The sequence below is a fragment of the Rosistilla ulvae genome (assembly GCF_007741475.1).
GTDB classification, from domain to species: Bacteria; Planctomycetota; Planctomycetia; order Pirellulales; family Pirellulaceae; genus Rosistilla; species Rosistilla ulvae.
The window spans coordinates 4,908,237-4,920,858 of the sequence record NZ_CP036261.1 but is presented as its reverse complement, the minus strand read 5'-3'; the positions used below and the strand labels follow the sequence as shown (position 1 = coordinate 4,920,858).

9 protein-coding genes are annotated in these 12,622 nt (G+C 57.0%); 8 read left to right on the top strand and 1 reads right to left on the bottom strand.

Going from position 1 to position 12,622, the window contains the following annotated elements; genetic code table 11:
* The first annotated feature begins 404 nt into the window (after window positions 1-404).
* The gene (locus EC9_RS27355) at window positions 405-959 is read left to right on the top strand and encodes a histone H1-like repetitive region-containing protein (RefSeq protein WP_391556704.1); all 555 of its coding nucleotides are present in this window, start codon (window positions 405-407) and stop codon (window positions 957-959) included.
* Window positions 938-2,776: a DEAD/DEAH box helicase gene (locus EC9_RS17375; protein ID WP_391556703.1), complete on the top strand. Its 1,839-nt coding sequence runs from the start codon at window positions 938-940 to the stop codon at window positions 2,774-2,776. The genes EC9_RS27355 and EC9_RS17375 overlap by 22 nt, the downstream gene beginning before the upstream one ends.
* A 189-nt stretch (window positions 2,777-2,965) precedes the next feature.
* On the opposite strand, the gene EC9_RS17370 is transcribed toward EC9_RS17375, so the two are convergent.
* Window positions 2,966-3,874 (bottom strand): universal stress protein, encoded by a 909-nt coding sequence (locus EC9_RS17370; protein WP_145347166.1) that lies wholly within the window; start codon window positions 3,872-3,874, stop codon window positions 2,966-2,968.
* Between the two features lie 466 nt (window positions 3,875-4,340).
* Between EC9_RS17370 and EC9_RS17365 the strand changes: the two genes are divergently transcribed.
* The 6 genes from EC9_RS17365 (at window position 4,341) to EC9_RS17340 (ending at window position 12,505) form a co-directional block, all read left to right on the top strand.
* Window positions 4,341-6,263 (top strand): vWA domain-containing protein, encoded by a 1,923-nt coding sequence (locus EC9_RS17365; RefSeq protein ID WP_145347164.1) that lies wholly within the window; start codon window positions 4,341-4,343, stop codon window positions 6,261-6,263.
* Window positions 6,264-6,493: 230 nt separating this feature from the next.
* Window positions 6,494-6,823, top strand: coding sequence for a DUF6793 family protein (locus tag EC9_RS17360; RefSeq protein WP_145347162.1), 330 nt, complete (start codon window positions 6,494-6,496; stop codon window positions 6,821-6,823).
* 54 nt (window positions 6,824-6,877) lie between these two features.
* Window positions 6,878-9,307, top strand: coding sequence for a hypothetical protein (locus EC9_RS17355; RefSeq protein ID WP_145347160.1), 2,430 nt, complete (start codon window positions 6,878-6,880; stop codon window positions 9,305-9,307).
* A gap of 73 nt (window positions 9,308-9,380) precedes the next feature.
* On the top strand, window positions 9,381-11,000 hold the full coding sequence (locus tag EC9_RS17350; protein ID WP_145347158.1) for a DUF1559 domain-containing protein: 1,620 nt from the start codon (window positions 9,381-9,383) through the stop codon (window positions 10,998-11,000).
* Between the two features lie 59 nt (window positions 11,001-11,059).
* Complete coding sequence (locus EC9_RS17345; RefSeq protein ID WP_145347156.1) at window positions 11,060-11,566, top strand: GNAT family N-acetyltransferase; 507 nt, start codon at window positions 11,060-11,062, stop codon at window positions 11,564-11,566.
* 60 nt (window positions 11,567-11,626) lie between these two features.
* Window positions 11,627-12,505 carry a sialate O-acetylesterase gene (locus EC9_RS17340; protein WP_246105745.1) on the top strand — a complete coding sequence of 293 codons (879 nt, stop codon included), beginning with the start codon at window positions 11,627-11,629 and terminating at the stop codon, window positions 12,503-12,505.
* Window positions 12,506-12,622 lie beyond the last annotated feature (117 nt).

Here is a 12,622-nt window from a genome sequence, read left to right as displayed (position 1 = left end):
AAGGTGAAGCAGTGTCGCTTACGTCTAACCCGACTCCGTTGCGACAACTGATTCCTGCCCAAATTCACTCCAATCCGGCAGGATCCGATCCCTCTATGGAAGCCTTATGTCTGAATCTATGCAATCTGAAAACAATCAAGACCAAAACCAAGCTTCGTACGACGAAGCAAACGCTGCATTTAACGACACTTTTGTCTACGAAGCTTCGACGCCAATCGATCCTGCCGTCGAACTTCTGTTGGCTCAATACTCCCAACCGATCACCGATTCGGTCGCTGTTGAATCGCTAGCCTATGATGGCCAAACGCTCGATCCAGCCACTCTCTCCGAAGCCAACGGTGAGTCCATCGAGTCGGTTTGCTTGCCTGAAACTGCTGTAGCTGAAGAAGTCGTAGCTGAAGAAGTTGCGGCTGAAGAAGTCGTGGCTGAAGAAGTCGTGGCTGAAGAAGTCGTGGCTGAAGAAGTCGTGGCTGAAGAAGTCGTGGCTGAAGAAGTTGTGGCTGAAGAAGTCGTGGCTGAAGAAGTCGTGGCTGAAGAAGTCGTGGCTGAAGAAGTCGTGGCTGAAGAAGTCGTGGCTGAAGAAGTTGTGGCTGAAGAAGTTGTGGCTGAAGAAGTTGTGGCTGAAGAAGTTGTGGCTGAAGAAGTTGTGGCTGAAGAAGTTGCGGCTAAAGAAGTTGTGGCTGAAGAAGTTGTGGCTGAAGAAGTTGTGGCTGAAGAAGTTGTGGCTGAAGAAGTTGTGGCTGAAGAAGTTGCGGCTAAAGAAGTTGTGGCTAAAGAAGTTGTGGCTGAAGAAGTTGCGGCTAAAGAAGTTGCGGCTAAAGAAGTTGCGGCTAAAGAAGTTGCGGCCCACGGAAAGCCCGAATCAAAAAATGGCAAGCCACAATCGGACAATGGCAAGCCCGTGCCGGTTGCAGAGCCAGAGAAGCCGCGCGATCCAATGTTTGCTGATCTCGAGCTGAGTGCCGAGGTTCAGGAGGCAGTGGCGTTGTCGGGATATGACAAGCCGACGCCGGTACAGGCCCAGATCATTCCTCATATGTTGCAGGGTCGCGATCTGTTGGCACAATCGCAGACCGGCACCGGCAAGACCGCCGCGTTTGCGTTGCCGATCCTTTCGCAGGTCGATTTGCGCTCGCCCACCCCGCAGGTACTGGTATTGGCACCGACTCGCGAATTGGCGATTCAGGTAGCCAAGTCGTTTTCAACTTATGGTTCGTGCATTCGGGGCTTCGGCGTCTGTGCAATCTATGGCGGCCAGGATTACGAGCCCCAGTTGCGACAGTTGCGTCGGGGAGTGCAGGTTGTGGTTGGTACGCCAGGCCGTGTAATCGATCACATCAACCGCGGCACGTTGAAGCTGGATGGGATCCGGTGTTTGGTGTTGGACGAAGCCGACGAAATGTTGAACATGGGGTTCTTGGAGGACGTGGAATTTGTCCTCAAGCATGCTCCGGCAGAACGGCAGATCGCGTTGTTCTCGGCAACCATGCCAACTCCAATTCGCATGATCGCCGACCGTTACCTGAATGATCCCGCGACGATCACGATCAAGAAGAAGACGATGACCGCCGATTCGATTCGGCAGCGTGCTGTCTTTGTTGCTCAACGCGACAAGGTCGACGCCTTGACTCGCATCTTGGAGGTCGATGAGACCGACGGTGTGATCGTCTTTACGAAAACACGCGATGCGACGATCACGGTCGCCGAAGAATTGACACGTCAGGGGCTGGCGGCGTCGCCAATCAATGGCGACATGCCTCAGAAGGTGCGTGAGCGGACGATCGATCAGCTGAAATCGGGCAAGTTGGATATCTTGGTTGCAACCGATGTCGCGGCACGCGGATTGGATGTTCCACGGATCAGCCACGTCTTCAACTTTGATCTGCCTCACGACAGCGAATCGTATGTGCACCGTATCGGCCGGACCGGGCGAGCGGGCCGCAGCGGCGAAGCGATCATCTTTCTGTCTGGCAACCAGCGCAGCAAGTTGCGAGTGATCGAGCGAGCGACAAAGCAGCAGATCGAAATTATCGATTTGCCTAGCTCCAAGGATATCAACGCGGTGCGTGTCAAGCGATTCAAGGAACGCATCACGGCGATGATCGGCGATCAAGACCTGACGATGTTCCGAGACTTGTTGACCGAATATGCCGAAGAAACCAACAAACCGATGGAGCTGATCGCCGCGGCGTTGGCTCAATTGGCACAGCAAGGGCGTCCGTTCTTGGCCAAGGATCGTCCCAAGAAGGAACGTGCTAGCCGTGGTGAGGAACGGGGGCACCGCGATCGTTTTGACGAAGGTTCGTTCGATCGCTCCGATCGTCCGCGTCGCAACAGTCGCCCAGGGCGTCAGTTGGGCGAGCCCGAACCAGGCATGACTCGCTATCGCATTCAGGTCGGTTGGCAGGATGGTGTAAAACCGGGCAACATTGTCGGCGCGGTCGCCAATGAAGCGGGAATCGCGGGCGATTGCATCGGCCCGATCCAGATCAACGATCGTTACAGCACGATCGATCTGCCCGAAGGGATGCCCAGCGATATCTACCACACGTTGGCCAACACTTGGGTCTCGGGAAAACAATTGCGTCTGCGTTTGGAAAGCGAAGGCGGATTTGAAGGCAACCGCGGCCCACGCAAAGAGTTTGGTAAGGGCAAGTTTAAGGGGAAACGCAATGGTCAGGGTTTTGCCGGTGGCGGCAAGCCCGGTTTTTCCAAGGGGCAAGGTGGTAAGTCGTTTGGCGCCGGTAAAGGCAAGAAACGCAAAGAACGGGCGTAAGCCCCACCCCAGCGCATCTATCATGAATTGAATCGAAAAGGACGCGACGGCGATGGGCCGACGCGTCCTTTTTTTGTTTCCCCGTATCGGCCCAAGCGAATCATATCGCGCCGGTCGAGAGAGGTGGGCGCGGTCTACATGCGGCTTGCGGATGCGGAGGTTCGAAGCGCGAGACGCGAATTTGAATCGCTAGCTGGATGGCGTTGGTTCGGGCGTCGGTTTTTGGCGAGCGATCGCAACGCTGCAGTGGGCGTATCGCAGCACGAAACGAGAAACACTGCCCAACAACATGCGATTCAAGAAGTTGCGATGGTGATCGCCGACGATTATGAGATCGCATTGGTGTCGATCGGCATATTGGACCAACGCTTCACCAACGTGCGCGTTGACGATAACAGCGGTCTTGGACGAAGCGACCGCCCCTTCGGTGGTCTTCTGGATCTCGTGGGCATGTTGTTCGCTGGTCTCGCGTTCCTGTTTCCAGTGCTGATCCATGTGTTCGATCAAGTCCTGGCGATACAGCGTTAGGTCTTCGATGACATGCACCAGATGAAGTTCCGCGTTGGTTGGCCAGCGGATTGATTGTAGGAATTCAACCAATTGTTTGTCGTCTTCGGATCCATCCAATGCGATCATGATTCGCCGCGGCGGTTCTTCGGCAAGTTCCGGTTTCGGTGGGCGAACGACCAGCACGCTGCTGGATGTGTGGGTGGCGACGAAATCGGAAACGCTGCCGAGCACGACCCGCTCCATCATCGATTTTCCGAGCGCTCCCATCACGATCAGATCTGCGTTCCATTTGTCCGCCTCGCTGCGGATTTCATAGCCTGGAGGTCCGACGACCAGGTTCTGTTCGGTCGATTCGGCGCGATTCTCGAATCGTCGACAGACCGAACCCAAGTGCTCGCGAAGCAATGATTCCTCTTCCTGCATCACCGATTGGACGACCGGCGGAAGGCCAGAAAAACCAACCGATGCAGTTACCGGAACGCAGCTTATCGCGTTGAGTGCCATCGGTTCGACAAATTGCAAATGTTCTAAGTAGTCGGTCGCCGAATCCGAAGACTCCGATCGGTCGGTTGCCAGTAATACACGCATCGCTTCACGCCTCAGTGCAGGTTAGGAACTCCAGTTCTTCTGTATTCTCGCATGTTTCAAAACGTCGGGCTAGGCGCGCGTCAATTCGTCCGAGGCAAATCCATTTTGCAAGTCGCAACGGGTAGAGCGTCGACACGTGACTGTGGGCGTTTCCTTGTGATGTTGGCAGGTCGTTGCCGTAGGGCGAGATGTCGCTGCCTAATTTCGCTGCGCCGCAATCTTGCCCCAGTTTGCCTCTCTAAGCGGAGGTGGTCTTGTGGTGTGGCGGTTCTGTCCAGAGGAAGATGGCCGCCAGTTCAGTGCGGTATCGATGCACAGCGAGTTTTCTAGGGGATCCAGGTGAAGAGATTGTTCATCGCCGGTTAAGTTCTGCTACAATCGGAGGGGCGTCGATTTGCACTTTCGAGTCGACGCAATCGATCGACGCGATACCTGTTCCGCAGCTTATATAACCGAGGCATTGGCGATGGAAAATACCCAGCAGTTCAGCGCGGCTACGCCGGCGTCCGACGGAACCGATAGCTTGCCGGTGGCTTCTGGGTTTCGCGGCATGCTGCACGGTTTCGGGGCCACCGGCGTTTCGACTTTGGTTCACATGGTGATCTTGCTGTCGCTGGCTCTGATCACCTTCGAGGATCCGGTCAAAGTGATCTCTCAGATCTTGGTTGTCCCCACGCCGACGGTCGAAGATCCGCCCGTCGAGATCGAATTGGAGCCCGAAGTCGAAATCGTTCAACCCGAAAACGTTGCTTTGTTCACCGCCGCCCCCGCGATGGGAATGACTAGCAACACGCCTGCTGCCGTCAGTAAACCGGCTCTGGACCAGACTTTGGTTGCCAAGGCGAACACCTCGAAAATATCGATCGACGCCCCCACCGTGGCGATGCCCAACAGCATGTCGTTGATCGCTGCGGTTCCCGACGGCGAAGTCAAAGGGGAAGCTCGCGATATCGTCGACAGCTATCAACAAGCGATCGATCGGATCTCTCAAGAATTGATCTGGATGATCGACAAGGGGCCCGTCTTGGCCATTTGGTGTTTCGATCAATCGGGCAGTATGAAAGACGATCAAAAAGAGATCCGCGATCGTATCGACAACGTCTACGAACAACTGGGACTCGACGATCGTGTTGGCTCGGGCAGCGATGCGCTGTTGACCGCGGTGACCAGTTATGGCGAGCGGTTTATCGATCATACCCAGCACAAACCGACAAGCGATCGCAACAAAGTGAGGCAAGCGATCGATGCAGTGCCGGTCGATCAGAGCGGGAAGGAAATGATGTGTGCCGCGGTCGGAACGGCGATCACGACCTATCGCGATCTGGCCCGCCGCGGTCGCCAGATGGCGTTGATCTTGGTTACCGATGAGAGTGGTGATTCGGGCAATAACGACGTCTACATGGAAAAGGCGATCGAAGTCGCCAAGGCAGCCAAGTGCAAAATCTTTGTGCTCGGCCGCGAAGCGGTCTTTGGTTATCCATATGCCTACATCCGATGGAATCACCCGCAAACCAAACGGACTCACTGGTTGCAGGTTGATCGCGGCCCCGAGACCGCCTTTCCGGAACAATTGCAAACCAATGGTTTCCGACGTCGGTACGACGCATTCAGCAGCGGGTTTGGCCCGTACGAACAGTCTCGGATGGCGCGTGAAACCAACGGTGTCTTCTTTATGTTGCCCAGTGTCGAAACGAATCTCGTTGGGACGCAGAAGGAACGATACGAACTAGACGCTTTGCGTCCCTATCGCCCCGATCTGCGAGCGCGGGTCGAAGCGTTTTCGGATCGCAAACAGTTCCCGCTGCGGACGCTGATCTGGCAGGTGATTCAAGATTTGAATCCGCACCAGAAAGGGGCTCAGCAGGCTGTCGAATTGCGCGTCGAATTCTCGACCAAACCGGCCGAATTTGTTCAGCAAGTGCGGCAGGAGCAGGCAAAAGCGAAGATGCATCTGCAGTACATGGCCAAAGCGGAAAAGACGTTGCTCGAGGGCAAGAAGCTCCGCGAACAAGAAGCCGATCCGCGTTGGCAAGCCAACTACGATATCATTCTTGCTCAATTGATCGCCTACCAAGCGCGGGTGTACGAATACGGTGTCGCGTTGGAAGAGTTCCTGAAGAATCCGAAGACGGCCCCGCGAATGAAGGGGGGCAAGGTCTTTGTGCATTGGGATATCTATACCAACAGCAAGGTTCGCACCGAAGACGCCAAGCCGTATATCGATCGGGCTAAGGTGTTGTTTAACGAAGTCGTTTCGACGCATCCCGGTTCGCCTTGGGCGGCGCGGGCGAAATGGGAGCTAGCACGCGGGTTTGGTGTCGATTTGCGGGCCGATTATCACACGCCGATCGTCGACGTGAAGAATCCCAGCCCAGTGCCGAAACTGTAGCGGTGGCGGCGTGTGCTGCCCGGTATCCCACCCATCGGATGACGTTTGCGCCGCTGCGGTCTTGGGGGCCGAATCAGCCGTTGTCCTGGCCAAGTGATTTGCCGCGAGGATTCGCTGAAGTTGTTTACCGCTTGGGTGCAGGTTGATTGCACTCGATGCCCAGGCCGCGATATCATGGGACATTACTTCCCGCTGGTTTGGTCGGTCGATGGTTCCCGGAGACAAGTTTGATGCCGTTGTTTGAAATTGAAACCAATGCCCACATCATCATTACGTGGGCAGCGGATGAGGATGCGGCGCAGGCCGTGGTGGACGATGCCTACCCGACCGATGCGGTGATTCGCATGACCAAACGGCCTCGTGACAGTTGGGTGATTTCCAAGGGAGCCCTCGGGCTGACCACCACGACGACATTGGATCCCTGTGTGACGGCCCGCGATTGTTTGGCAAAATCGTCGGGTGACAAAGTGCATGCGATCCGGTTGTACATGAATCAAACCGGGACCGATCTGGATGCCGCGCGGAAGGTCATCGAATCGAACATGGTGATGGGCTGGTAGGTCGTTCTCGACCTTGCGTCCAAACGCGCCGTCCGCTGCGACGAGGATTCCCATTTGTCGATCATCATACCGCGCCAGTCGCATGGTCAGTGTCGTCTACTGACCTGTTCCGCACTCCGATTCTGGTTGTTGTTGCTGTGTTTTCTTCCCATCGTCGGTTGTGACGGTTGTCGGCGCACCGACGATCTCGACCCACAGGAGAATCCGGCCGAACCCGAGATCGCTGTCGGTATCATGCGGACGATGCCAGGCCACGCAGATTCGCCCCTCAGCTACGTCAAGCCCGCGCATTGGACGGCAGCGTACCAGGATCTTAAAGCGACACGTCAGGATCACCGCGGAGTGCTTGACATCGAACCGCTGGCTGCCGACAGGAGACCGTTGCCCGTTGGCAACACCGATTACAGTTTGGTCTTCTCGCGTCCGGCAGCTCTTGCCAAAGGGCAGCAGAAACGATTCGATTTGCGGCTGTACATGCCGCCTCATTCCGGCGAGGCACAACGCGGCAGCGTGCTGCAGAGTTCGTTTGTTTCCCGCCAGGGGGCGATGTTGGAAGGCATGCAGTCGCGAGTCAATACAATGCCAGCCTATCAGTATTACTTCGTGGTGCTGACATCGCGTCCGGCCGAATTTTCTTATCTCGGTGATGACGACTGGCAACGGATGCGATCGGATGACCTGTCCGATAGCGAGCAAAACGTTCACTATCGAATGGTCGCCCCAGACACCGACGGCGTGATCCCGGTTCCGGACAGCGTTTTGCAATGGACCTCGATCGCGTATGTGTTGTGGGACGATCTGAGTCCGGAAACGCTGACCGCCGATCAACAGCAAGCCTTGCTCGACTGGGTCGCGTGGGGCGGACGTGTGATCGTGAATGGGCCCGCCTCGGCAGCCAGTTTTCGCGGCACGCCACTGCAGACGCTGTTGCCGATCGAAGCGTCCGGCAGCAGCGAATTGAGCGGATCGGAGCTCGCGCCGTTGCTGAAGACCTGGCAGGTGCCTGTCGATTCCGAACGCTCCACGGTCGCCGACACCACGCCTGCGGTGATCGACCAATTGACGGCGGTCGATTCGATGCCGGGGGCTGGCGGCGCGAAGCGAGACGGGGCCCGTGAAGTTGCTGGAACCAACGATCTGGTGGTCGAAAGGAACAGCGGTCGGGGAAACGTCGTGATTACAAGATTCGATCTGACGTCGGGTTGGTTGCGGAAATGGACTGCCGCGTCGGGGTTTTACAATGGAGCATTGTTGCGCCGTCCACCGCGCGATTTCCGGCCGTTGGATTTTGGGGTGCAGACGGTTTTTGCCGACGATCTGGAAAAGCAAACCCGCAATCCGCAATTGGTCTCGGGCCTGCGGATACTCAGCCGCGATCTGAGTCTATTGAGCGACACGGCTGCCGCGATCGAGGGCTCACGAACGACTCGACCTACAAAAACGACTTGGATCAGCGAACGGTTTGATCCGCATGTGCTTGGTGGCATCGGTGCCTGGAACGAAAAAAGCGGCGTCTCGACAGTCGCTCGGGACCACTTGCAGCAAGCAGCGGGGATTTCGATTCCACCGGCTCGTTTTGTCGCCAACAGTTTGATCTGGTATCTGGCGATTTTGGTGCCATTGAATTACACGATCTTCCGTCTGTTGGGCCGGCTGGAGTGGGCTTGGATCGCGGTTCCCGTGATCGCTGCTGGTGGTGCGATTTGGATCGCGCGCCAGGCGCAATTGGACATCGGGTTCGCCCGCAGTCGCAGCGAGATCGCGCTGTTGGAAATCCAAGGGGGACATGATCGCGGGCATTTGACCCGGTATCTTGCGTTGTATAACTCGCTGAGCACAACGTATGAAGCGAATTTCGATACCCGGGAAGCTCTGTTGGCGCCGGTCTCGATGAGCGGTGGCACGCGATCCGACGCAGGACAACAGATTCGCTTTCGGTCGGGATTTAGTGCAGGCGTCCAGGTGCAGGGGATCAACGTGCCTTCGAACAAGACGCAATTGCTGCATACCGAACAGATGGTTGCGTTGGGCGGAGCGATCTCGCTGGATGAGGATCAAGCGACCTTGCGGAACGACACGATCTGGCAGCTGGAGGACGTCACCGTCGTCCGTCGCAGCGATCAGGGCGATCTGGAATCGGCGCCGTTGGGACCGCTGGTGGCTGGCGAGTCGGTGGAACTGAAATTTCAATCGATCTCTGGTGCTGTCGCTTTGGGGGCTGATGTCCCCGAGGAATCGCAGCAACTGATGCGGCTCGTCTTAAGTGAAACGCAGTTTCCGGTAGGCGAAGTGCGGTTGATCGGACGGATCGCTGGTGGTATGTCGGGCTGTGAGATATCGCCACAGGCATCCCAGGTGCAGGCGGAAACCGTGGTCGTTGCAACGCTTCGTTATCCGTCGCTTCCCGCGGCGCGGCGCGACGTGCGAATGCGTCCCGAAGTGCAGGTGCTAGGGGAAGATTTTGGCGAGCCCGCGAAACCGTAGTAATCGCGTTTGGGATCGTTTATAACCGCTTCTTCTCCTCTTTCTGAAACCCTTTCACGCCGAGGCGGATGTGATGAATCGTGCTGCGTTTTCGATCTTCTTTCAATTTTGTTTGCTATCCGGCCTCGGTTCAATCGCCGTCGCACAACCCGCCAGCGATGGCCGGATGTCCAAAGAGTTCATTCCAGGCGAAGCGATCGCGATGATCCAGATCCATCCGCGAGCGATCCTGCAAGATCCCGCGATGCGGTTGGCACCGATCGAAGTCGCATCGGCGGCCGGCATACACTACGTCGGGATCGACCCGATCGATGTACTGACGGTTCGTCTTGTAATTGGCATGCCGGGCCCTGGCGGTCCTGAGTTTGGTGTCGTGGCGACGCTCGACAAACCGATCGCGATCGAAAGCCTGAATCCGAATGTGATCGACCGCGAGAACAAACGCGACGTCGATGGAAAGACTTTTTATACGATCCCCAACTCGCCCCCCAACGCCGTCCTGCATCAAATCAGTCCAACGCAATTGATCTTTGGTACCGAATATTTCGTCACGCAGATGTTGTCGGATCGGATCACCGGCGGCCCGCTGGGGCATCTGGTCAGCCAGACCGTCGACAACGGACAGGCTCAGGCGCTGATCGTGGTCGAACCGATCCGGCCGGTCTTGTCGGGATTTGTGAATCAGGCGTTGCTGCAAGCACCCGAAGAGCTGCAAGATTTGAGCCGATTGCCCGAGCTGCTCGATTCGATCGAACTGCGTTATGCAGCTGAAACAGGTTTCGCCGGCGACATGACACTCAACGCCAGCGACGATGTTTCGGCCGAAGAGATGGAATTGGTGATCGAGCGGACGCGTCTATACGGTCGCGATACGCTACTGCAATCGATTCCACAACTGTTGAATGAAGAGGGCCCGGTGGCCGATTCGATGCGAGCTTATGGTGTCCGCCTGACCAACACGCTGTTCGACATGATCCGCCCCAAAGCCAAGGGCCGCAGTATCGTGATCAACACCTCCGACATTCAGGTCGACGTCGCATCGGCTGGCATGCTGGTCGGGCTGCTGCTGCCCGCGGTCCAAGCGGCTCGCGAAGCGGCCCGGCGAATGTCCTGTTCAAACAATCTGAAGCAGCTTGCGTTAGCGGTTCACAATTATCACGACACGCATAAAAAGCTGCCTTCGAACATCGTCGACAAACAGGGGAAACCGCTGCTCAGCTGGCGCGTGGCGTTGCTGCCGTATCTGGAACAGAACGAATTGTATTCGCAATTCCGGCTCGACGAGCCATGGAACAGTCCGCACAATCTCCCCTTGGCCGAGCGAATGCCCGCCTTGTTTGCTTGCCCTAGCGGCCCTCAGGTTCCTGGCAAAACAGCCTACCAAGTCCCGCTGGGCAAAGGGCTGTCGATGTTGTCCGATAATCCGCTCCGCTTCCGCGACATCATCGATGGAACCAGCAACACCGTGATGTTTGTGGAGACTTCGCCTGAGTTGGCTGTCGATTGGACCGCCCCAGAGGATTGGACCTACGACGCCAACGATCCGCTTGGCGGTTTGGGAGGCCATCATCCCGGCGGCTTTCACGTTGCAATGCTCGATGGATCGGTCCGATTTGTGGCTTTGGAAATCGATCCCGTGCTGTGGTACAAATTGCTGACTCGCGGTGGTCTCGAAGTGGTCGAGCCGTTTTAATTTGAGACGAACAACGAACTGCAGTTTCGTTGTTCGGAGGTTTTCACGGCAAGCTCACCATGCTCATTCGCGATGCGGTCCAATCGGATTTGGATGCCATCTTCGAGATTTTGAATCACGAAATCCTTACCGGCGTCAACACCTTCAAATTGGATCCGCTGTCGCCCGCGCAACAGCAAGCGTGGTGGCAACTGCACACCGCCGACGCGTTTCCCGTCTTGGCAGCGGAAGACCCGGCGGCGGCGTTGATGGGCTGGGCCTCGCTTTCTCCCTGGTCGCTGACCGCCGGCGGATACCACCGCACCAGCGAAGTGTCGGTCTGGATCGGTGAGCCTTTTCGCGGCCAGGGCGTCGGGAAAGCACTGTTTGCCGCGCTGATCGACCGAGCCCATCGGATCGGACACCGCGTGCTGCTGTCGAAAGTCGAAGCCTCCAATCAAGCCAGTCTCGCGTTGCATCACAGGTTTGGGTTCCGCGATGTTGGTATCATGCATGGTGTCGGAGACAAGTTCGACCGCGAATTGGACGTTGCGATCTTGGAACTCGACTTGCGTCAATCAAACTAACTTGTCTCTAAACAATGTCCCCGCCTTCCAGCCCGTCTACTCACAGGAACTCCAGCGCTCGTGACTTCAATCATCCCCACCCCGCTCACCGGAACGCCTCTGCCGCGTCGACTCTTCTCAACACTTGCCCTTGGACTCTGCTGTCTTCTGACGAGCGCGGCTCCTTCATTAGGCGAAGATCCCGCATCGGACAAGGCGTCCCCCGCGGCTGTTGTCCCCAAAGATCCACAGCAGTTCCATCTGTTCCTGCTGGTCGGACAATCGAACATGGCCGGGCGAGGCAAGGTAACCGCTGAGGACCAAAAGACGGACCCGCGAGTGTTGATGTTCGACAAAGCCAACCAATGGGTTCCGGCCAAAGACCCGCTGCATTTTGATAAGCCAGGAATTGCGGGCGTTGGGCTCGGGAAGACCTTTGCGTTGGACTACGCCGCCGATCACCCCGGCGTCACCGTCGGCCTGATCCCTTGCGCCGTCGGCGGATCGTCGATCAACGTCTGGAAACCGGGCGGGTTCCACAAACAGACAAAGTCGCATCCGTGGGACGATTGCCAAGCGCGAACGCAACTGGCGCTCCCAGCGGGAACCTTAAAAGGAATCATGTGGCACCAGGGAGAATCGGATGCGGGAAAATCATCCGCACCGGGCTACCAGGAAAAACTTCACGATCTGATCGCTCGATTCCGCGCCGACCTGCAAGCTCCTGAGGTTCCCTTCCTGGCTGGACAACTCGGCCAGTTTCCCGATCGGCCATGGAGCGATTCGAAGCGATTGGTCGATGCTGCGCATCGAGGTCTGCCCGAATCGGTCCCCTTCACCGCCTTTGTGCCCAGCGATGGGCTGACGCCGAAAAGCGACAACGTCCACTTCGACGCCGCATCGATGCGTGAATTCGGGCATCGTTACTACAAGGCATACCAAGGCTTGCAAGTAAAATAGAAACCGCCGCGGCGCGAGATGCACTCCAACTCGGCTGCCCGATCGACACCGAACCGTCGGTGATGATAGGCAAGTCGTATTGGGTGCGCCCGAGAGTGCATCAGCCGCCACGCGTTC

Excerpts from the sequence above, each read along its gene's own strand:
- EC9_RS17375 (WP_391556703.1), top strand. The coding sequence starts at position 938 with ATGTTTGCTGATCTCGAGCTGAGTGCCGAGGTTCAGGAGGCAGTGGCG.
- EC9_RS17370 (WP_145347166.1), bottom strand. The coding sequence starts at position 3,874 with ATGCGTGTATTACTGGCAACCGACCGATCGGAGTCTTCGGATTCGGCG.
- EC9_RS17365 (WP_145347164.1), top strand. The coding sequence starts at position 4,341 with ATGGAAAATACCCAGCAGTTCAGCGCGGCTACGCCGGCGTCCGACGGA.
- EC9_RS17360 (WP_145347162.1), top strand. The coding sequence starts at position 6,494 with ATGCCGTTGTTTGAAATTGAAACCAATGCCCACATCATCATTACGTGG.
- EC9_RS17350 (WP_145347158.1), top strand. The coding sequence starts at position 9,381 with ATGAATCGTGCTGCGTTTTCGATCTTCTTTCAATTTTGTTTGCTATCC.
- EC9_RS17345 (WP_145347156.1), top strand. The coding sequence starts at position 11,060 with ATGCTCATTCGCGATGCGGTCCAATCGGATTTGGATGCCATCTTCGAG.